Source organism: Rothia sp. L_38, from assembly GCF_050689125.1.
In the GTDB taxonomy this organism is placed as follows: Bacteria; Actinomycetota; Actinomycetes; order Actinomycetales; family Micrococcaceae; genus Rothia.
This window is the reverse complement of record NZ_JBOEQD010000014.1, coordinates 25,352-45,261: the sequence shown is the minus strand read 5'-3', so window position 1 is coordinate 45,261 and position 19,910 is coordinate 25,352. Positions and strand designations below refer to the sequence as shown.

Below are 19,910 nucleotides of genomic sequence, written 5' to 3'. Positions count from 1 at the left end.
TGGGTGGGACTTTTGAATAAGCCTCATTATTTTCAAGCCAACGGTAATTTTTACCGGAATTGCAGGAAAGATTAAAGACAAAAACTATCTGAGCACGGTTCATGATACCATGATTTATTTCTGATTGACGCATACCTGGAGAAGAACAGATAATACGTGAAAATTATTAGCCAACACCATTAGGAGGGACCTTCCGTATCACTCAAAAATTCTTCTACGAACTTGGTGACCTTGATACTTCTGCACCATATCAAGCAGACAAGACAAATTAACCCTGCAAATAGTAACAACTGACCATTATTTACTTATTTTCCCACCAATCGCAAACATAAAAAAATATTTATATTTAATCTTGACTAAAATTTAACTAGATTTTCCCCATCATAAACCGATTAGACATTAAATAGCTATAATATATGAAGATTAGTCAATTATTCGTAAAGAAAATAAAAATTCTCTAATTAGAAAACTTCAACAAAAAATAGGAACAGATCCTATTTTCCATCAACAAGACTACGGCTAGGAAGCATTCCGAGCACTCTGTAACGGATTACCCCCTCCAATACGCCAAGATTCCACCAAAAGCCTCTGATCTCTGACCAGGTATGCCCCTTCTGCCGAAAATATCTCGGCAGAGAGGGCAAAACCTTACGCAACATAAGCTTAAAACTCGGTATATGATGGTCGAATTCAGGTGAAAAATTTGTTGCTAGCTGTACCCAAGTGCGTCCGTAGTGGCGTGATTGTCGCGCCAATCCCTTGGTTGAAGGGCGCTGGCGATAAAAAATTAAAGGTTCATCCACCCACCGATGGATCAGGCCGACCGCAGAAACTCGCAGACAAAAATCTACCTCTTCGTGGCCTCCTCGATAGGATTCGTCAAACCCGCCCACCACATCGAAGGTGCTCTTTTTCATTCCCATACTACAGCTCAAAGAATAAGGCTGGTTATTAAAAACAGATGGTTGTTGAAATGATGTGGAGAGAACTTCATAGCCATCTTTATCTTCGTCATAAAGATAAGAATGGTATCCGCTCCCGACTAAATCTGCAGTCTCGAGAGCCTCTACTAATTTCTCTGCCCAATCCTCTGCAACAATATCATCTGCATCGCATAGGAGGATTAGCTCATTGTGGACCTGCTGAACACCCTTATTTCGAGCATAGCTCACGCCAGCACGTTCCCCCGAATACAAGTATTTTATATTTTTATGCTTCTGCGCAAAACATTCTACAAGAGCTTTTGTAGAATCAGTAGACCCATTATCTGAAACAATAATCTCGGGGATATCAACCGTATTATGTAGAAGCGCTTCAAGCTGCTCTTGCAAGTAGTCAGCTGCGTTATAAGCAGGTATTACAACTGTAAAGCTACGCATCTTCTCTCCCATATACTTCTGCGATGCGGCTGCGATAAGTTTCTTGCGAATAAAGCTTTTCTGCTTCCCGACGATAGATTTGAGCCTTTGCCGCATAATATTCTGAATGGCTAAGCACATCTACTACTGCTTGCTTAAAGGACTCCGCATTGTTTGCGAGCTTTGCTGCCCACCTTACTTTAGCTATCCCTTCAACACCTGCGTTAGTCGACACCAAGGGAACATCACGCAAAATAGCATCCAGAGTCTTAAATTTTACCCCACTTCCTAAACGGATGGGGGAGACTACCACTGTTGCCTGCGCATATAGAGGCCCTAAGTCATCGACAAAACCCAAGAACTCTATACGTTCGTCAGCTCCTAAAGCAACAAGATCAGTTGACGGGCTCTCCCCCGCCACGAGTAAACGCGCATTAGGAATCTCCTCCCACACACCGGGAAGAATCTCACGGATAAACCACTCCACTGCCTCATGGTTCTCCCACCGATACATCGTGCCAACAAACAAGATACTCGCATCATCAGGCTGACGAGGGCTGCTTTCCTTCTTCACATACGCAGGAGGTAGTATCACCTGGCAGGATTCTCTTCTACTGGGCTTGATAACTAGAAGGTGGGCATCCTTCTCCGATAAAGTTACTAGAGTATCTAAAGATCTCGAGTAAAAATTCTCAGAAATACCAGCAGCTATTGCAAGAGTCCTCCAATATAGTGATTTCAGAAGAACAGGCTCGCTTTGTGCCCTCCGATTAAAACGTTGTTTGCTAACATCATGGAAAGTACCTATCACTCTAGCGCAAGGGTTCAGCTTTTTTATCCAAGGTGCAAGAAGCAAATTTGAGGACCATTGTAAGTCAATAATGCGTGCCCGCTGCAGAATATCTATAGCTTCAGTGTTATTTTTAATAGCATCAAGAAGCTGAATATTAGGGGACCAACTATTATAAAGATTTCTAATCCGTTGAAACCAAGAATCTGAATTAATTTCAAGAAAAATATGGTCGACGTCGTAAGATTCTTCTACACCATTTACAGGACGCGCTGAAAAAATAATAGGTGTATGGCCCACCTCTTTAAGTGCGAAGTAAAGCTCCCGTATTAGACGTTCACCCGCGCTTGTTGGCTCTACCTTAGGAACACAGTTAGAAATAATAACAATAGAATAATACATCACAGCTTCCCCAAATTAACAAGTTCTTTAAAATCTGGAACAGTACGAGACAGTTCTTCGAAGTTACCTTGACCCACAACTTTTCCGTCTTTCATATAGTAGATAATATCCGCTTTACGAATCGTAGATAGCCGGTGAGCCACTATAAGAATCGTCATTTCGCCTGATAGATTTTCAATCGTTTGGGTAATCTTGTGCTCTGTCTTATTATCTAGAGCAGAGGTTGCTTCATCAAGCACTAACAAGCTTGGGTTGCGGTACAGCGCACGCGCAATTCCTAGTCGTTGCCGTTGACCACCTGAGAGTCGACTACCGTCCTGCCCTAGGTCTTCATCTATTCCCTGAGGCAGACTCTCAACTAGTTCAGTTAGCTCTGCATATTTTAGTGATGTGAGAACTCGCTCCTCATCAATTTGATCATGGTTAAGCCCAAAGGCAACATTCTCTTTAAGGTTGCCAGGTAGAACATAGACGCTTTGCGGAACAACACCTAGCTGCTGATGCCATGATTTAATATCTGAGTCGATGCGATGTTCCCCGCAGGTCACCCGTCCTTTAGTGGGATCCAACATTCCCAGAATAATATCTACAAGAGTAGATTTACCTGATCCGCTGGAACCAACGAAAGCAACAGTCTTACGTGCAGGAATCTCGAGTGATACATTTTCTAGAATCATTCGATCTGTAGGTGAATAGCGAAAACTTACGCCATCAACCAAGATATCACCATCGAATTCAACACCCTCTGAAGGTATTTGTGAGTACCGATGATTTTTTCTAAAATATGAAATCTCCCTGTCGATAATGGTGACGCCAGCAGATCCTGCGCGCACCCCATTTAAGGAGGCAATAGCAGAGTTTAAAGCGGGCATGATACGAACGGCAGCAACGCTAAAGGCACCCATAGTAGCTACAGCTTCAGCCTGAGTTTTCGTTGCAAACATATAGGTAGCCAATGCTGCAATGCTTAGTACAAAAATTATTTCAATAATATTTTTGGGCAAATCGTTAATTACTGACTGCTCTCGACCGGCTCTAGCGCGTATTTTAGAGGCCTCATTATATTTAGCTATAAAATTATCCGCTACACCGAACAATCTCATTTCTCGGAAAGCAGATAAAGCTGGCATTGATGAGAACCACGATAGGTAGTCGGCCTCAGTAAAATCTCGACTAATCTTAGCAAGACGCTTTCGCAGCATTAAAGGAATCAGGTACCCAATACCCGCAAATAATAGGATAGCAAATACAGCCACTTCAGGTGAAATAATAATAATCACAAGAAACATCAAGATGAGAGTCAGAACGCTAGTTATAAAACTTAGTAAACTAAAAATTGTTTGACCGTAGCTCTGTGATATTGCGGTAACCAGATTAGTGTGAATCTTTGAAAGCTCACGTTTTTTGTGCTCTTGGTATGAAGAATCTAGATAAAGACTCAAAAGATTCACACGTGCTGAGCGCTCTATCTTGCTGATTAATCCAACTTGCCACCATCGAAAACCTATCGTAAACAAAGCTTTGCACACAAATGCAAGAACAATAAGACACGCTAGAATGATGATAAGCTGCTGCCGGTCTGAGGTTCCTGCGACCCTCGTGATTGTAGCTAGAATACCTGTGTCAAGAGTCTGACCCGATGCTACAAGAAGTAGTGGGTAAGTTGCAACGACACCAAAAATTTCTAGCAGTGAGACTATGAAGGCGCCTACGACTGAAAAAGCTAACTTACCCTTGACTGGAAAGTCAACGAGGTAAAACAGGTTCCGAATGTTATTAAGCATGACCCCTACGATGCTGAAGTGACTACGAGTAATATCGTTATTCTACTGGTGCTCCCATTAAACTGGGTTCACTCTATGCTCATGCCCACTGCGAGATATAGGCGACAGTCGGCCCCGAGCCTGACACAAAGCTTGCCGCTACACCGAACTGGGCTTCGGACTGTTCCAGCGTTTCTGCCAGTTCGGGCAACAAGGCAACAGCAGGCGCAGCCAAGTCGTTGCGCAGTATCCCGGCGATAGCCGGGAGGCGCTCCTGCAGCGGCTTGGCCGAGGTCAGCAGGTCTAGCAGCTCCTGCGGAACTTGCAGGGTGGCGTCCGGAGCAGGGTAGCGCCCCTCAGCCCGGCCAGTATCCAGCTCCCTAAACACCGCAGGGGTTGATAGCCCAGCCGTTGAAGGCACAAACCCGAACCTCAGCGGCTCCACACCCTCGGGCACCTTGATCGGAGTGAGCTTATCCCCCACCCCGGTGCCCACGGCCAGGCCGCCCAACAGGGCGAAAGGCACATCGGCGCCCAGCGGAGCAGCCAGCTCCAACAGGCGCTCAAGCGCAAGAGGCTCAGTAGCAAGACCGGCCTGCACCAGGTAATCGTTCATCGCCTTCATGGCAGCAGCAGCGTCGGCTGACCCACCGCCCATACCACCGGCAACCGGAACTGCCTTATCAATATGAAGCTGGACAGCGACGTCCGCGGGCTCCAGACCGCGCTCCGCCAGCACTGCTGCGGCACCGCGATAGGCCAGGTTAGATTCGTCGAGCGGAACCACAGCCGGGTCAAAAGCCCCGGCAGCGACCTGCTCCGCCACAGGGGAGCCCTCAGCAACGCTCATCGACTGGGCGATACCCGGCTCTTGGGCCGAAGAAATCGTCACGCGCTCCAGCACATCGGTAGCGGCGTAGAGCGAGGCTACCTCGTGGTAGCCGTCCTCCCGCAGGGGCCCCACCGCAAAATACAGGTTGACCTTGCCGGGGGCGGTAGCAGAAACACTCAGAGTCATGCGGACGCGCCCTCCCCGCTCTGGCCGGCAGGGGCAGGTACCTGCCGGGCGGCTTCGGCAATCTTGATGAAGTCAAAAATATCGAGCTTCTCCCCACGCAGTTGCGGGTCAATACCGGCAGCTTCAAGAATCTCACCGGCGCGGGCAGCAGAGCCGGCCCAGCCAGCGAGGGCGGCCCGCAGGGTCTTACGACGCTGGGCAAAGGCGGCATCGACAATGGCAAAGACCTCTTCACGAGGCAGGTCAGATAGCAGCTCCGGGCGGCGCTTAAAAGCCACTAGACCAGACTTAATCTTGGGGGCAGGCCAGAAAACGTTGGTGCCGATCACCCCGGCCTTAGACACTTCGGCAAACCAGTTGGCCTTGACCGAGGGAACCCCGTAAATCTTTGAACCTGGCTTGGCTGAGAGGCGATCGGCGACCTCGTCCTGAACCATCACCAGGGCGTGCTCAATCGAGGGGAAGGTCGCGAACATGTGCAGGAGCACCGGCACCGCCACGTTGTAGGGCAGGTTGGCGACCAGGGCGGACGGGGTGCGCGGCAGTTCAGTAACCTTCATGGCATCGGAGAGCACCACATTGATACGGTCTTCTGAGCCGGGGCGAAAGCGGGCAATCGTTGCAGGTAGCTGCTCGGCCAGGGGCGGGTCAATTTCAACAGCAACCATGTCGCGGGCAGCGTCCAGAATACCCAGGGTAAGGGATCCCAGGCCCGGGCCGACCTCAACCACCGTCTCATCGGGGCTAATATCGGCAGCAGCAATGATACGACGAATCGTATTAGGGTCAATCACGAAGTTCTGCCCCAGGGTCTTAGTGGGGCGGATGCCGAGCTGGGCTGCCAGGTCACGAATTTCTTGGGGGCCCAACAGGGCATCGGGCGCAGGAGCAAGCTGTTCAGTCACGCTCTCTAGTCTACCGGGTCTGTATATACACGTAGGTTTCACCACCCTCAGAACACCCCCGGTAGAATTACTGCTCGTACCAAGCCACCCAACCCCGGGAACCCCATGCCTGTAGCACCTACCGCCCACCAGCGTCCGCCCATCGCCGCCCTTACCCGAGCACTCACCAGCACACCCGCCCTGGCCACTGCCCTGGTGCTGACCCTCATCAGCGCCTATCCCTTCCTCTGGGACGAAAAAATGGTGGCCCGGGAATTCTTCGACCTACAGGTCTACTACGGCGGGGTGGCCCACTGGCTAGAAACCGGCCAGCTCTACAACTGGGCTCTGCCGCCCGAAGAAATCTACGGGTTCACCTACCCACCCTTTGCTGCCCTCGTTTTCACCCCCTTTGTGCTGCTCACCAGTGCAGATACCGCAGGGCCTATATTCCTGCTGCTCAACATTGCCGCGCTGGTGGCCCTGGTCTACCTCTCCTGCCGGGGTATGAGGGTAGGCAAGCGCCCCGCCCTAGCTGCCGGGCTCTGGCTCACTCCCCTGCTACTCAAGTTCTTCCCCATCAGCTTCAATATGGAACTGGGGCAGATCAACATCTTTTTGGTACTGCTGATTCTCACCGACGTCATCTACCTCAAGAACACCCGCTGGCACGGGGTGCTCATTGCCCTGACCGCCTGCATCAAACTCACCCCGGCTATCTTCGGCCTGCTCTTTCTCGCCACCCGCGATTGGAAGTCTCTGGCCCGTTTCGTGGGCACCGGTCTGGCCTCTATCGCACTGAGTTTTGCCGTCGATTTTGAGGTAGCCCGCGAGTACTTCACCGAGAAAATCTTTGAATCTTCCCGCGTGGGGTCGATTACCGGGGCGCTGAACTATAATCTGCTGGGCACCTGGGCCATGCTCTTCCCCAGCTGGCTCACCGGCGTCCTTTTTGTCATCACCGCCCTGGGGTCGGTAGTGCTGACTTACCTGGCTGTGCGCAGGTTAACGGGGCAGGACGCCCCCGGCGCCTACCTGGGGGCAGCCTCCTGTGTTGCGGTGCTGGGGCTCTTGCTCTCCCCTATCTCCTGGACCCACCACTGGGTCTGGTTCGTGACCTTCCTCATCTTCGCAGGTCTCTACGGCTGGCGTACTGCCCACAGCGGCTACCTCTACCTGGCCGCCACCGGCACATTGATTTTTGCTATGCCCTTTGCGGTCTGGTTTGGCGGGCACAACTGGGGCGGTAACGAATGGCCCGAACACCTGGCCCTCCTACACGCCCTGCCGGTAGTCTGGGCGGTCGCCTACATCGCGCTAGCGGCTAGAAGCCCTCAATTCCCCAGCTCCCGTAGGCTGCCAGAGAGTTAGCGCGAATATCCCGGCAGAGTTCTTCCAGGTCAGCCCCCAGGTGTTCAGCCATGAAACGCACGGTGTAGTTGGTCATGTAGCTGGCATTGGGGCGGCCCCGGAAGGGGTGGGGGGTTAAGAAGGGGGCGTCGGTCTCCGCCAGGATTAGGTCCCGGCGGGCTAGCTTCAGCGACTCTTGAATACCGTGCGAGTTCTTGAAGGTTACGGTGCCCGCAAAGCTCATGTACCAGCCCTGGTCGTTGCAGATCTCGGCCAGGTCAGGCCCGCCGGAGTAGCAGTGGAAGATGACGGTCTCGGGTGCGCCTTCGCTCAGCAGGATACGTACAACGTCCTCGTGGCCGTCCCGGTCGTGGATCTGCACGGCCTTACCGTGTTTCTTGGCCATGCGGATGTGGGCGCGGAAGGATTCCTCCTGAGCCCCCTTGCCTTCTTCACCGGTACGGAAGTAGTCCAGGCCGGTCTCCCCCAGGGCACGGACGCGCGGGTCAGCGGCCAGGGTGTCGATAGCGGCTAGGGCCGCCTCTAGCTGGCCAGCTTCTGCCAGTTTGGGAGCCTCGTTAGGGTGCAGGGCTACAGCGGCTAGCACGCGTGGGTCAGCCTGGGCTGCTCGCACAGCGTAGAGGGAACTGGGCACGTCACAGCCAACCTGCACAATTGCACCGATGCCCAGGGCTTCGCCGGTGTCGAGAGCGTCGCGGGCGGTCACGGCGACCTCACCGTCCAGCAGGTCCATGTGGGTGTGGTTATCGACGATGGCGTAGGGCAGGGGTGCGGGAGCCGGTGGAAAGACCAGGTTGCGGCGGCGACCGTCCTCGCCCTTCTCTCCGCGGCGGCGGGTGCCCTCCCCGCTGGGCTCACCCGCGGTGTTGTAGCGGTCAGCCCGGTAGGCCGGAGGTACTTCGCCCTCAAGAATCGGTTCGGGGGCCTCAAAGATAGTGGCGGTCTGCTCAGCCTCACTGGGTAGGTAAGAGGCAAAGCGCTCGGCAAGTTCGTACAACTCGGAGTCGGTGAGGGTGTGGTCGGTACACATAGGTTTAGCTTTCTGAGTCTTTGACGGCCAGGGTCGCCTGGTAGAGGTCGCGTTTAGAGACCCCGTGAGCTTCGGCCACCTGGGCACAGGCGGCTTTCAGGCGGACGCCACCGGCAATCAGTTCGAGGACGAGATCGGTTAGGTTCTCTGCTTCTTCAGCTTCGGGTGCGGGCGCCCCCTCCACCACGATGGCAATTTCGCCTTTGATCTGCTTGGACTCTGCCCAGGTGATAAGTTCTGCCAGGCTGCCGCGGGCTACCTCTTCATGCAGTTTAGTCAGTTCGCGGCAGACAGCCGCCCGGCGCTCTGCCCCGAAGGTTTCAGCAAAGTCGTGCAGGGTCGCGGCCAGCCGGTGGGGGGACTCATAGAAGACCATGGTGCGATCTTCGGTGGCGAGCGCCGCCAGGCGGCGGGTGCGATCTGAGCCCTTGCGGGCCAGGAAGCCCTCGAAGGTGAAACGGCCCGAGGGTAGGCCGGAAACGGCAATGGCGGTGACCACAGCTGAGGGGCCGGGCAGGGCGGTGACGGTCAGACCAGCGTCGGCTACGGCTGCTGCTGCCACGTAGCCGGGGTCAGAGACTGCTGGCATACCGGCGTCCGACATGAGTAGCACGGTCTGACCGGCTGCCACGGCTTCAACAATCTGCCCGGCACGGTCGGCCTCGTTGTGGTCGTGGTTGACCAGCACCCGTCCCCGGGTGGTGACGCCCAGCCCGGCGGCTAGTTTACGCAGGGTACGGCTGTCTTCAACGGCGAGGACGTCGGCGGACGCGAGCGCCTCGCGCAGGCGCGGGGAGGCATCGGCTAGGTTGCCGATGGGGGTTCCGCCAAGGATGAGGGCGCCGCCTTCGGCCGGCGCAGCGGACGTGGTATGAGGGGAGGATTCCATAGGGTTAAACCCTACTACTTTTACGCCCTGTGGGGTTCGGTGCTCCGCGTCCGCGCGCATGATTCTGCTGCCCCGGGTAGCATATCTAGGGTGACATCTAACCCAACCTCTGCCGTCCTGACCCTCAAAGACGCTTTCACCGAGTCAGCCCTCCGGGCGCGACTAGCTGTAACAGCGGTACCGCTGCCCCGCTACGGCTGGGTGGCGCCCCTGCTTGTGCTAGTACTTGCCGGGCTCATGCGTTTTGTAAACCTGGCCAACCCTAACGCCATCGTCTTTGACGAAACCTACTACGCTAAAGACGCCTACTCCCTGCTGCACTTTGGGTATGAGCGCAACTGGTCTGATACAGCCAACGAGACCTTCGTTGCCGGAGCCCCATCGGGCATCCTTGAAACCGCCGAATATGTGGTCCACCCGCCGGTTGGTAAGTGGATGATCGCCTTCGGTATGGCAATTTTTGGGGACGATAATCCCTTCGGCTGGCGCTTTGCCGCAGCACTCACCGGCACCCTGTCGGTGGGCCTGGTCATGCTGGCTGGTTGGCTGCTCTTCCGCTCAGTGACGGTAGCGACCCTTGCTGGCTTGCTGATTTCTATCGACGGCCTGCACTTTGTGCAGTCCCGTTTTGCCCTGCTCGATATCTTCCTCATGTTCTGGCTGCTGGCTACCTTTGTGGCTCTGCTGCTTGACCGCTACCAGGGTAGGCGCCAGCTCGCTGCCCGGATCGCAGCTCACACCCGCGACCACAAGGGCACCCCCACCGACGACTTCATGCGCTATGGCCCCTGGCTGGGCTTCCGCTACTGGCGGTTCATCGCAGGCATCTGTGCGGGTCTGGCGGTCGGGGTCAAATGGAACGCCCTCTTCTTCATCGCTATCTTCGGCCTGCTCACGGTCTTCTGGGACGCCAACGCCCGCCGTATAGCCGGCATCCGCCGCTGGTATGTCGCGGGCTTCCTGCGCGACGGCGTCCTCGCCTTCTTTGCTCTCATCGGTACCGGCCTGCTCACCTACCTGGCGACCTGGACCGGCTGGTTCCTTTCAGACTCAGCCTACGACCGCAACTGGGCCGCGGAGCACCCCGGCGAGGGACTTCTCTGGCTGCCAGAGTCTCTGCGCTCCCTCTGGGAGTACCATCGCTCTGCCTACTCCTTCCATTCCGGACTGGACTCCCCCCACACCTACGAGTCCCCGGCCTGGCAGTGGCTAATTTTGGGCCGCCCCACCAGCTACTACTATGAATCCCCTGACCTGGGCGTGAACGACTGTACGGTTGATTCCTGCTCTGAGGCGGTGCTGAATATCGGCAACCCGCTCATCTGGTGGTCCTTTATCATCGTTGCAACCCTGTCCCTGCTCATTGTGCTGCTGCGCCGCGACTGGCGTTTTGCAACCCTTTTCGCGGTCTTCGCGGTGGGCTATTTCCCCTGGTTTGCCTACCCCGAGCGCACCATGTTCTTCTTCTACGCCCTCTCCTTCGAGCCCTACCTGATTCTTATGCTGGCAGGTATTTTGGGGCTAGCGCTAGGACGCCCCGGCGACAGCGTACGCCGCCGCCGGGCCGGGCTGCTGGTGGTAGGGCTCTTTGTAGCCTTCGCGCTACTGGTCTCTATCTACTACTGGCCTATTTGGACAGCCCAGACCGTCCCCTACACTGAGTGGCGCGAGCGCATGTGGTTTGACGCCTGGATTTAGGGGTTTACTTGGTCAGGAGTTCTTTGAGCTCCTGACGCTCTGCCCGGCGCTTGAGGGCTAGCTGCTTGCGGTAGCGGGTAGGCCAGGTCATGACGAGGACGGCTGCCATCATCAAGAGGGTAAGGGCACCGGCGGTGGCGGCGGCGTCCACCCAGAACTGGGGCGGGTAGAGGCGGATGAGGGTGTCGCTCATGCGGAACTGCCAGTTGCCCTGGGGGAAGAAGACCTCGTGGAAGGTGGTGAAGAAGGCTTCCCAGCCGATAGCTCCGGCAACGCCCAGACCGATGAGTAGGGCTAGGGTGAGCCAGGCACCGGTGAAAAGGGAGGAGCGCAGGACGCCCGGGGCCCGCAGGCGCAGGGTTCGAGCTGAGAGCAGGGCCAGCACCAGCATAATGAGGGCAAAGGTCATACTGATCAGCATGACCCGTTTGACGTCGGTCATGTGCTCAACTTCGCTGGCAAGGAAGGCAGTGTTGCCGCCGGTGGTGATATCGGCCAGGTAGGTGTGGGGGGCAAAGTTCAAGATATAGTCCAGCCCGTAGGAGCCCAGACGCAGTCTTTCCTGGGTATCGAAGCCGTAGCTGTCTGAGGGAAAGCCGGGGCGGTGGTATTCGAGCCAGAGGAAGGCGGGGCTGGCGACGGCACGCACAGCTAGCATGATGGTCAGAGCGGGAACGGCCAGGGCGATGATAGCCCGGCGCAGCCCCAGCAGGCGGGGCTTGTCATCTACCGCGACCTCGCGGGCTTCGGCACGTTCTGCAGCCGGGGTGGCTTCGGGAGCGGACGCGTTACCTTCGGGAGCTGCCACCGCGGCTAGGGGCGCGGTCCAGGGGGCGGCCTCTGAGGGAGTATCTGTGCCGGTTTGCTCTGCCGATGAACCGGTGTCGCCTACCTCGTGGGCGGTAGGAGCCGGAGTCTGAATACCGCGCTCAGCCCGGCGGGCTGATAGTAGGCTATCGGCCTTAGGCGTGGTGACGGCGGGGGTGAGTTTCTTCCACTCCTGGTTCTGGTCGGGCTGCTGGGCCACGGTGGGTTTCCTCCCGGGTATGTAGGGTGCGTCTGCCTGTGTATTCTACGCGGTAGATATCAAAAACTCCCGCTCGGGCACCGGAGATGGTGCTACAGAGCGGGAGTTTCTAAGACTATTGAGGCAGGCTTTGACCTTACCAGTTACCCTTCCAGTTTGAGTCGTGGTAGTTGGCGAAGGGGATGTTCCAGTCGCCATAACCGTCGTCGGGGTCAGCCTGGGGGTAGCCGGTGTTTACGGTCTCCACAACGTCACCTACACCGAAGGTGTTGTAGAAGAACTTAGCGTCTTCAGGGAGCATACCGATACAGCCGTGGGAGACGTTTACCCGGCCTACCGATGACCAGGCTGAGGGGAGGGCCTGATGCACGAATACACCGCCGGAGGTCAGGCGGGAAGTCCAAGAAGCCCAGAAAGGCTCGTAGTAGTGGGGGTCACCAGGAGCCAGGTTAAGGGAGCCAGAGTTAAAGTAGTAGCTCTCGGCCTTTTCCATGATGACCAGCTGGCCCACTACTGAAGGCCAATCAGCATTTCCCAGGGTGATGTATGCTTCGCGCACCATGACATCATCAACGTACATTTTGATGGTCTTGGTGTTGTTATCTGCAAAAGCGTAGCGCTTATTCCAGGTTTTGAAGGTACGAGTGGTGGTGTGGTTACCGATCATGCCGTTGCCTACATCGAGACCAAAAATATCAATGGTGACAGTTACGGTAGAGTTAGTGGCCCATTTATCTTCAGGGCGATAACGCACCATGTAATCGCTGTACCAACGGAACTTACCGGCTTGGTCGCCTCCGCCCTTCACGGTGATGCGCTTTTCTACTTCAGCCTTGTTGAGCACGGGCTCAGAGAAGTTGAACTGAATGATTTTGCCGATGCCGTAGCTGGCTCCATCTTCAAAGTTCATGAGGGCGTCTACTTCGTAGGCAGCGGAGACAGTAGAGAAGGTGCTCTCGCCGGTTCCTGCGGTACCTGCAGCGTCTTCTGCTTCCCACTCTACGGTGTAATCGCTGTGGAAGAGCATACGGTCGGTGGATGTCCAGCTCTTACCGTCTGCAGCTAGCTCACCGGCGAGTTCCTCACCCTCCGCGGTGGCGACAGTAACCTTGGTGAGTGTTGAATCAGCAGTGGTAACGGTGACGGTCTCGATGGGGTTGATTTCTACCTCGTCGAGGGCGGGGTAAACCTCTACAGTACCGGCAAACTTTACGGTGGGAGTGGGGCTTGAGCTTGCAGTCGCAGCGGCACTTGCGCTGTTGGTACTGCTCTCGGGTGTGGAGCAGGCAGCAAGAGTCATTGTGCCCAGAGCTCCTACGGTCACGAAGGACCGACGGGTAAAGGTGTCTCGGTTGGCTGCGTTGATGGGGTTGACCACGAACTTATCTTCCTTATGTCACGTACTGTGGGCGCAAGTGTGTTGTGTGCTCGTCAAAGTTTATCGGATAAGGGCTCTTTTTGATATAGGGCCTACAAGAAAACCCGTTGGTCATAGACCAACGGGTTATACCGGATCTCGCTCTAAACAGAACGTAGGGGTGGGTAGGACGCTTCTGCCTGCTCTTCTGCCGCGGGGCTGGTGGTGGGCCCGTCCAGGCGCACAACATCCCAGCCCTGGGGGGCGGTGAGACGGTCAGCGTGGAATTCACACAGGTCGTAGGCGTGAGGTTCCCGGTGCACGGAAAGGGGGCCAATCACAGCGGTTGACTGGGCGTAGGCATAAGTGAGGGTGAAAATAGCCTCACGCTGGCAGGTTTGGCGTGAGCACTGGCGGGTGATTGCCATGAATCAAGCCCTTCTTTCTTAGATAGCTTGCTTGCGGAGGCGGCGGCGTTCACGCTCTGATAAGCCGCCCCAGATACCGAAGCGCTCGTCGTTTTCCATGGCGTATTCTAGGCAGGCTTCGCGAACGGGGCATTCGCTGCATACTCGCTTAGCGTCGCGGGTTGATCCGCCCTTTTCAGGGAAGAAGGCCTCGGGGTCGGTCTGGGCGCAGAGGGCATCTGCCTGCCAAGAGAGTTCGCCGTCGTCACCGTCTGTGCTGTAGATACCGGCGGCCTGCTGCCAGAGGGAGAGGGCCTCGGAGTCGGTGGAGAACATGTCGGTAGCTGAGCTACTGGCAAGTGAGCTTGCACGGCCGCGGCTTTTGGGGGCTGCGGCATTGAGCAAAGCGGTAGCCTGGTCTTCTAAATACTGGGCAGAGTGCATAGTGTGGTACTGGGCCACATCAGGCGTGCGCCCTGCAGCGCCCTGAGGCAGGCGGCTGTGGAGGCCCATAGTCTTCCCTTTCATATCCCAAACTGAGGACAGAATAAAAAAATTCCCTGCACCTAATTACACGCGTGTAACCGCCTATTCGTCAAGCTGGGATTAAAAAAATCTTCTTCACACGAGATTCTCTCACAATAATTTGCGTTTCTCTGTGGTATATGCATTTACCGCGTACGGGGCCCTCTGGCCGCGGAGCGGGCGGTGCCCTAGAGTAGGGAGCATGACAGCATCATTTTCCCAGGCAGCTTCTTCGTTCCCTCAGTTCATGAATCTTTTGGCTCAGCGGCAGTCTCCTGCCCTGCTCTGGTATTCAGCGCCGGGTGAGCGGATTGAGCTTTCGGGTCGGGTTTTTGACAACTGGGTCGCAAAGACCGCTAATTTTTTGGTTGATGAGTGTGAGGTAGAGCCTGGCTCTCTGCTGGCGCTCCCCCAGCGCCTGCACTGGCGTTCGCTAGTTTTGGCAGCAGCTGGTCTGCGGGTCGGGGCGACCTTGACGTGGGAGCTGCAGGCGGGGGCGGACGTCCGCGCCGCCTTTGATATGTCAGAGTTAGAGGATGCCGAGGAAGAATACCTGTTGGCTGTCGCCGCCGAGCCGCTGGCACCTCGTTTTATGGGACAGTTGCCGTCTGAGGTACTTGATTATGCCGCTGAGGTGAGGTCCCACCCCGACGTCTATGTGGGCTGGGCTGCCCCAGCAGCAGAGGGGCAGGCATGGGCTGGCATCAGCTATGGCCGGTTGATGGAGCAGCTTACCGAGCAGGCTACGGCCCTGACTACCGAATATGAGCACGAAGTAGCCGCCCTCCAGGTTCCAGGTGAACTTTTTGATGCCGCTTACCTAGAGCAGGCCCTGGCGGTCATGGCTTCAGGCCGGGCAGCTCTGGTTCTCGATCCGGCGGTGACCTGGGAGCAGGAGCGTCTTAGTCGAGTTTTGGGCGACGAACGGGCCCGGTCTCTGCCTTCTCAACGATAGGCAGGGAGCCGGTCATAATCTTGGTAGCCTCTTCGATCAGCTCGGCCCGCTTTTCTTCGGAGGTCTTATCGCCGTTATGGCTCCTGCTCTGTGAGAAGACCCAGAACTTGTAGAGGAAATAGCGCACGATGGTGCCCAAGATGGTACCGATGATGGTGCCCGAGATAAATGACGCCCGCGGGCTGGTCAGGCCCAGCACGTAGACGCTAAAGAGCACGCAGGAGGCCTCAACACCGATACCGATGGCGTTGACGATGCCGAATTCAACGGCTTCACGTACCTTGTTGCCGGTGCGCTTTTCGCGGAAGGTCCACAGGCGGTTCGCTACCCAGGAGAAGATGGTTGCGACAATGCCGGCTACGACCTTAGCCTTGGCGTGCCCGTCGGCAAAGATAGAGTGCATGAGCGACCAAGTCACCAGGGAGTTGATGACGAAAGCTATGCCACCGACGCTCAGGAACTGGGCTATCTCCCGGCCGTGACTGTGCCACAGGGTTTCTAGGCGCTGCTTGAGCGAGCTCATGGTTTTCTCCCTAGTCTTCTGGTGCGGGCCCCTCCCGGCGGGAACGTTCATGAGTTCGGCAGGGGGCCTGGGGCGCACTGACTGAACTGGGGAGCAGGTCTTTTCTGTTCACATAGTACAGGCGCTATGGGCTCGGTGCCCTCCTGGCAGGGGTAGTATTTTGCTCACAGATTGCGGGGCATTGCCTGGGAACTGACCCCGGTGCCTCTGGGCCTGTTCAGCATGTAGCTGGGGCTTTTACAAGCACCGTGTGCCCAGGTAGCCTAGTGACTGTGACTTACCCTATGACTGGACCAAAAATTGGTGTTGTAGGTGGCGGCCAGCTGGCGCGCATGATGGCGCCCGCCGCTACCGAGCTTGGCTTCGACCTTCGTATTCTGGCTGAGAGCGAGGACGTCTGTGCTCGCCGGGCGGTGCCTTTCGCTCCGGTAGGTGACTACCACGATTACGATACGCTGGCAGCTTTTGCCCGCGAGGTTGATGTGCTCACCTTCGATCATGAGCATGTGCCCACCGATTTTCTGCAACGTCTGATGGACGAGGGCGTCAATGTTCAGCCCCGCCCCGCTGCCCTGGTCCATGCCCAGGACAAGATTGAGATGCGCAAAGCCGTTGACCGCCTGGGCCTGCCCAACCCCCACTGGGCCGAAGTACGCACCCTGGACGAACTCCTCGCCTTCGGTAATGAGGGTGGTTGGCCTGTTGTTCTGAAGACCCCGCGCGGTGGCTATGACGGTAAGGGCGTGATGGTGCTCGATGATGAGCAGGACGCCCGCGAGAAGTCAGCGACCTGGTTTGAGCAGCTGCCTGCGCGCACCGACTTTTCGGCGCTGTTAGTAGAGGAAAAGGTTCCCTTTACCCGCGAGCTCTCTGCCCTGGTAGCCCGCCGTGATTCTGGCCAGGTTATGGCCTGGCCTGTAGCTGAGTCCATTCAGGTGAACTCGGTGTGTGACGAGGTTATTGCCCCGGCCCCCGGCATCTCCCCCGAGGTAGCAGAAGCTGCCCAGGCAGCCGCCCTTAAGGTTGCAACTGAGTTGGGCGTCACCGGCGTGATGGCCGCTGAACTCTTTGAAGTTCCCGGCTCTGAGTCGGGCTTCCTCATTAACGAATTCGCCATGCGCCCCCACAACTCCGGGCACTGGACCCAGGACGGCTCAGTCACCAGCCAGTTTGAGCAGCACCTGCGGGCCGTTGCTAACTACCCCCTGGGTAGCACCGACATCAAGGGCGAGGTCGCCCTGATGAAGAACTTCTTGGGCGGTACCAACGACGATATTTTCGGCGTCTACCCGCAGCTCATGGAAGACTACCCGGCAGCCAAGGTCCACTACTACGGCAAGGCAGTCAAGCCCGGCCGCAAGATTGGGCACATCAATATGACCGGCCCCGCCAACGAGCTCCCCGCCCTCCGCCAGCAGGCCACCGCAGCAGCCTCCCTGCTCACCGACGGCCCCTCCACCCCCTAACTCCGCAGGCCCAGCCCGGCCCTACCCAGGTGGGGCGGGCGTCCGCACCACCCCTACCTTCAAGGAGCAAGATGACCTCCCCCTACGACTCCAATAATCCCATCGTCGGCATCGTGATGGGCTCAGACTCAGACTGGCCGGTCATGGAAGCAGCCGCTGAAGTCCTCGAAGAATTCGGCATCCCCTACGAGGCAGACGTGGTCTCAGCCCACCGTATGCCCGAAGACATGATTGCCTACGGGCGTGAAGCAGCAGACCGCGGCATCCGCGTCATCATTGCCGGTGCCGGCGGCGCAGCCCACCTGCCCGGCATGCTGGCCTCGGTTACCCCTCTGCCCGTCATCGGTGTGCCGGTCAAGCTCAAGTCCCTCGACGGTATGGATTCCCTCCTGTCCATCGTGCAGATGCCTGCCGGTGTGCCCGTCGCAACCGTCTCCATCAACGGCGCCCGCAACGCCGGCCTGCTAGCCCTGCGTATGCTGGGCTCAGGCAGCGACGGCTTCGCCCGCCAGGTACGGGCCGACCTCGTAGACTTTGCCGCTTCCCTGCGCCAGACCGCCATGGACAAGGGCGCAGCCCTGCGCGCCAAAGTCGAAGAGCACAAGGCAGAACTCGATGAGGACGCCGCACCCCGCCCCACCCAGGCGGCACCAGCCCCGGCCCACAACGACGAGCAAGACGGCCAGCAGAAGACCCCCTACGCGCCCTAACCCCCTGCCCAGCGGCTCCTGCCTGCCCCTCGGCAAGTTAAGGAAGACCGCTCCGGGAGCACCCAGCTTCTTTCAGTAGTGTGGTTGAGTAGATACCAAGATACTCAACCACACTCGGTTATTTTTTAGGCCCACCACGCCAGGGAGGCAAACACATGTCCGGTGAGCGCAAGCGCCCACGCTCCGCAGCCCCTATCACGGGTATCAGGGGACGAGGCCAGCACCTGGTAGAACCTACCTACACCGATCCGCTGAAACACCCCGAAGCGGCGTCGGCCTCCGTCCGTACCCGCCGGGCCTGGGCCTTGCTTCTGCTCACCCTGTTCCTTCCCGGTTCTGCCCAACTACTGACCGGGCAGAAACCCCTGGGCCGCAAGGCTCTAAAAATCACCTTTACCGTCTGGGGCCTGCTCCTGGCCCTCCTGCTCCTCTGGACCCTGCGCCGCACCCTAGTACTCTCCCTGGTCACCAACACCTGGGTGCTCTTACTCGTAACTGCCGCCCTCCTAGTGCTAGCCCTGGGCTGGGTCTACCTCTTCCTAGCGACCCTGCGCGCTATCCGCCCCGGCCTGCTCGAAGGCCGCTCCAAACCCCTGATAACCCTCGCCCTGGTCGCCTGCATCGCCCTCACCGGCGGCGGGCTAGGATACGCCGCCTACATCACCTGGGTAGGGCGCGGAGCACTCGGCAACATCTTTGCAGGTGGCACCCCCATCAAGGAACAGGACGGCCGCTACAACATCCTGCTCATGGGTGGGGACGCCGGCGCCGACCGCGTAGGCCGCCGCCCCGACTCCATGACCGTGGTATCCATCGACGCAGCCACCGGTCAGGCCATCACCATCTCAGTACCCCGCAACCTACAAAACGCCATCTTTGAAGACGGCTCCCCCCTCTGGGAGGTTTACCCGACTGGTTTCGACTGCGGTGACGAATGCATCCTCAACGCCCTCTACCCCACCGTCACCGCCGACTACGCTGACCTCTACCCCGGAACCGACGACCCCGGAGCCGAAGCAACCATGGACGCTGTCTCAGGTATCCTCGGTATCACCGTCGAGAACTACATCCTCATCGACATGTCGGGCTTTGAGCAGCTCATCGACGCCCTGGGCGGCATCACCATCGACGTAGGTGGCTACGTTCCCATCGGCGGCGGCACCAACGAAATTACCGGCCTGCCCAACCCCATCGACGGCTACATCGAACCCGGTGTACAGCACCTCGACGGCTTCCACGCCCTCTGGTACGCCCGCTCCCGCGAAGGAGCCTCAGACTATGACCGTCAAGCCCGCCAACGCTGCGTACAGGCAGCTATGCTCAAGCAGCTCGACCCCGCCAACGTACTCACCAAATTCGCAGACATCACCGCAGCCGGCGAACAGGTCATCGAAACCAACATCCCCCAAAACGGCCTCGCAGCCCTCGGTGATGTTGCCCTCAAATCCAAAAACTACGACCTGATCCAGTTCGCAGCAGGCCCACCCTACTTCGACACCAGCTTCCCCACCTACCCCGACTTCGACCAGCTCCACACCGCAGTCCAGCAGGTCATTGCAGACTCAGCCTCAGGCGTCCAGCCCACCGTCACCACCGCAGCTGCCTCAAGCACCGGCTCAGCAGCGTCCGGCCCCTCAGGCCTCGACGTGATTGAAACCGCCGCCTACCGCGCACAGCTCACCTCAGAACTCAGCGAGAACGGCACCTGCTCGGTCCCCTAACCCCACGCCCCGCGGC

At 57.3% G+C, this 19,910-nt stretch carries 18 protein-coding genes; 6 read left to right on the top strand and 12 right to left on the bottom strand.

The genetic code is table 11. The features are described from left to right. Positions 1-494 precede the first annotated feature (494 nt). From ACRCJM_RS10615 to rsmA, 5 genes are all read right to left on the bottom strand, one after another. Complete coding sequence (locus ACRCJM_RS10615) at positions 495-1,379, bottom strand: glycosyltransferase family 2 protein (RefSeq protein WP_431464876.1); 885 nt, start codon at positions 1,377-1,379, stop codon at positions 495-497. Beyond that, the gene (locus ACRCJM_RS10610) at positions 1,372-2,550 is read right to left on the bottom strand and encodes a glycosyltransferase family 4 protein (protein WP_431464878.1); all 1,179 of its coding nucleotides are present in this window, start codon (positions 2,548-2,550) and stop codon (positions 1,372-1,374) included. The genes ACRCJM_RS10615 and ACRCJM_RS10610 overlap by 8 nt, the downstream gene beginning before the upstream one ends. Further along, positions 2,550-4,334 (bottom strand): ABC transporter ATP-binding protein, encoded by a 1,785-nt coding sequence (locus ACRCJM_RS10605; protein WP_431464875.1) that lies wholly within the window; start codon positions 4,332-4,334, stop codon positions 2,550-2,552. The genes ACRCJM_RS10610 and ACRCJM_RS10605 overlap by 1 nt, the downstream gene beginning before the upstream one ends. A gap of 79 nt (positions 4,335-4,413) precedes the next feature. Further along, entirely contained in the window at positions 4,414-5,331 is a 918-nt protein-coding gene (locus tag ACRCJM_RS10600) for a 4-diphosphocytidyl-2C-methyl-D-erythritol kinase (RefSeq protein WP_431464874.1), read from the bottom strand. Then, positions 5,328-6,263 carry a 16S rRNA (adenine(1518)-N(6)/adenine(1519)-N(6))-dimethyltransferase RsmA gene (gene rsmA / locus ACRCJM_RS10595; RefSeq protein WP_431464877.1) on the bottom strand — a complete coding sequence of 312 codons (936 nt, stop codon included), beginning with the start codon at positions 6,261-6,263 and terminating at the stop codon, positions 5,328-5,330. The genes ACRCJM_RS10600 and rsmA overlap by 4 nt, the downstream gene beginning before the upstream one ends. A 78-nt stretch (positions 6,264-6,341) precedes the next feature. Between rsmA and ACRCJM_RS10590 the strand changes: the two genes are divergently transcribed. Then, the gene (locus ACRCJM_RS10590) at positions 6,342-7,586 is read left to right on the top strand and encodes a glycosyltransferase 87 family protein (protein ID WP_431464873.1); all 1,245 of its coding nucleotides are present in this window, start codon (positions 6,342-6,344) and stop codon (positions 7,584-7,586) included. Here the strand turns inward: ACRCJM_RS10590 and ACRCJM_RS10585 are convergent. Both ACRCJM_RS10585 and rsmI read right to left on the bottom strand, forming a co-directional pair. Then, positions 7,540-8,616, bottom strand: coding sequence for a TatD family hydrolase (locus ACRCJM_RS10585; RefSeq protein ID WP_431464872.1), 1,077 nt, complete (start codon positions 8,614-8,616; stop codon positions 7,540-7,542). The genes ACRCJM_RS10590 and ACRCJM_RS10585 overlap by 47 nt on opposite strands. A 4-nt stretch (positions 8,617-8,620) precedes the next feature. Continuing rightward, the gene (gene rsmI / locus ACRCJM_RS10580; RefSeq protein ID WP_431464871.1) at positions 8,621-9,505 is read right to left on the bottom strand and encodes a 16S rRNA (cytidine(1402)-2'-O)-methyltransferase; all 885 of its coding nucleotides are present in this window, start codon (positions 9,503-9,505) and stop codon (positions 8,621-8,623) included. Between the two features lie 90 nt (positions 9,506-9,595). Here rsmI and ACRCJM_RS10575 point away from each other — a divergent pair, with 90 nt between their 5' ends. Continuing rightward, positions 9,596-11,203 carry a dolichyl-phosphate-mannose--protein mannosyltransferase gene (locus tag ACRCJM_RS10575; protein WP_431464870.1) on the top strand — a complete coding sequence of 536 codons (1,608 nt, stop codon included), beginning with the start codon at positions 9,596-9,598 and terminating at the stop codon, positions 11,201-11,203. A gap of 4 nt (positions 11,204-11,207) precedes the next feature. Here ACRCJM_RS10575 and ACRCJM_RS10570 read toward each other — a convergent pair whose 3' ends face one another. From ACRCJM_RS10570 to ACRCJM_RS10555, 4 genes are all read right to left on the bottom strand, one after another. After that, positions 11,208-12,230 carry a TIGR01906 family membrane protein gene (locus ACRCJM_RS10570; protein WP_431464869.1) on the bottom strand — a complete coding sequence of 341 codons (1,023 nt, stop codon included), beginning with the start codon at positions 12,228-12,230 and terminating at the stop codon, positions 11,208-11,210. 136 nt (positions 12,231-12,366) lie between these two features. After that, positions 12,367-13,608 carry an Ig-like domain-containing protein gene (locus ACRCJM_RS10565; protein ID WP_431464868.1) on the bottom strand — a complete coding sequence of 414 codons (1,242 nt, stop codon included), beginning with the start codon at positions 13,606-13,608 and terminating at the stop codon, positions 12,367-12,369. A gap of 143 nt (positions 13,609-13,751) precedes the next feature. After that, complete coding sequence (locus ACRCJM_RS10560; protein ID WP_431464867.1) at positions 13,752-14,015, bottom strand: DUF3499 domain-containing protein; 264 nt, start codon at positions 14,013-14,015, stop codon at positions 13,752-13,754. An 18-nt stretch (positions 14,016-14,033) separates the two neighbouring features. After that, positions 14,034-14,507, bottom strand: a complete 474-nt coding sequence (locus ACRCJM_RS10555) for a WhiB family transcriptional regulator (protein WP_431464866.1) — start codon at positions 14,505-14,507, stop codon at positions 14,034-14,036. A gap of 214 nt (positions 14,508-14,721) precedes the next feature. Between ACRCJM_RS10555 and ACRCJM_RS10550 the strand changes: the two genes are divergently transcribed. Continuing rightward, positions 14,722-15,474 carry a TIGR03089 family protein gene (locus ACRCJM_RS10550; RefSeq protein WP_431464865.1) on the top strand — a complete coding sequence of 251 codons (753 nt, stop codon included), beginning with the start codon at positions 14,722-14,724 and terminating at the stop codon, positions 15,472-15,474. Here ACRCJM_RS10550 and ACRCJM_RS10545 read toward each other — a convergent pair. Then, positions 15,422-15,997, bottom strand: a complete 576-nt coding sequence (locus tag ACRCJM_RS10545) for a GtrA family protein (protein ID WP_431464864.1) — start codon at positions 15,995-15,997, stop codon at positions 15,422-15,424. The two genes, ACRCJM_RS10550 and ACRCJM_RS10545, sit on opposite strands and share 53 nt — an antisense overlap. A 284-nt stretch (positions 15,998-16,281) precedes the next feature. Between ACRCJM_RS10545 and ACRCJM_RS10540 the strand changes: the two genes are divergently transcribed. The 3 genes from ACRCJM_RS10540 to ACRCJM_RS10530 all read left to right on the top strand — a co-directional run bounded on the left by ACRCJM_RS10540 (position 16,282) and on the right by ACRCJM_RS10530 (position 19,894). Continuing rightward, positions 16,282-17,463 carry a 5-(carboxyamino)imidazole ribonucleotide synthase gene (locus ACRCJM_RS10540; protein ID WP_431464863.1) on the top strand — a complete coding sequence of 394 codons (1,182 nt, stop codon included), beginning with the start codon at positions 16,282-16,284 and terminating at the stop codon, positions 17,461-17,463. Between the two features lie 71 nt (positions 17,464-17,534). Then, positions 17,535-18,173, top strand: coding sequence for a 5-(carboxyamino)imidazole ribonucleotide mutase (purE, locus tag ACRCJM_RS10535; RefSeq protein WP_237222353.1), 639 nt, complete (start codon positions 17,535-17,537; stop codon positions 18,171-18,173). Between the two features lie 155 nt (positions 18,174-18,328). Next, positions 18,329-19,894, top strand: coding sequence for an LCP family protein (locus ACRCJM_RS10530; RefSeq protein ID WP_431464862.1), 1,566 nt, complete (start codon positions 18,329-18,331; stop codon positions 19,892-19,894). The last annotated feature ends 16 nt before the right edge of the window (positions 19,895-19,910 follow it).

Bases quoted from the DNA above. Each gene is read 5' to 3' on its own strand.
- ACRCJM_RS10615 (WP_431464876.1), bottom strand. From the start codon at position 1,379: ATGCGTAGCTTTACAGTTGTAATACCTGCTTATAACGCAGCTGACTAC.
- ACRCJM_RS10610 (WP_431464878.1), bottom strand. From the start codon at position 2,550: ATGTATTATTCTATTGTTATTATTTCTAACTGTGTTCCTAAGGTAGAG.
- ACRCJM_RS10605 (WP_431464875.1), bottom strand. From the start codon at position 4,334: ATGCTTAATAACATTCGGAACCTGTTTTACCTCGTTGACTTTCCAGTC.
- ACRCJM_RS10600 (WP_431464874.1), bottom strand. From the start codon at position 5,331: ATGACTCTGAGTGTTTCTGCTACCGCCCCCGGCAAGGTCAACCTGTAT.
- ACRCJM_RS10590 (WP_431464873.1), top strand. From the start codon at position 6,342: ATGCCTGTAGCACCTACCGCCCACCAGCGTCCGCCCATCGCCGCCCTT.
- ACRCJM_RS10585 (WP_431464872.1), bottom strand. From the start codon at position 8,616: ATGTGTACCGACCACACCCTCACCGACTCCGAGTTGTACGAACTTGCC.
- rsmI (WP_431464871.1), bottom strand. From the start codon at position 9,505: ATGGAATCCTCCCCTCATACCACGTCCGCTGCGCCGGCCGAAGGCGGC.
- ACRCJM_RS10560 (WP_431464867.1), bottom strand. From the start codon at position 14,015: ATGGCAATCACCCGCCAGTGCTCACGCCAAACCTGCCAGCGTGAGGCT.
- ACRCJM_RS10555 (WP_431464866.1), bottom strand. From the start codon at position 14,507: ATGGGCCTCCACAGCCGCCTGCCTCAGGGCGCTGCAGGGCGCACGCCT.
- ACRCJM_RS10550 (WP_431464865.1), top strand. From the start codon at position 14,722: ATGACAGCATCATTTTCCCAGGCAGCTTCTTCGTTCCCTCAGTTCATG.
- ACRCJM_RS10545 (WP_431464864.1), bottom strand. From the start codon at position 15,997: ATGAGCTCGCTCAAGCAGCGCCTAGAAACCCTGTGGCACAGTCACGGC.
- ACRCJM_RS10540 (WP_431464863.1), top strand. From the start codon at position 16,282: ATGACTGGACCAAAAATTGGTGTTGTAGGTGGCGGCCAGCTGGCGCGC.
- purE (WP_237222353.1), top strand. From the start codon at position 17,535: ATGACCTCCCCCTACGACTCCAATAATCCCATCGTCGGCATCGTGATG.
- ACRCJM_RS10530 (WP_431464862.1), top strand. From the start codon at position 18,329: ATGTCCGGTGAGCGCAAGCGCCCACGCTCCGCAGCCCCTATCACGGGT.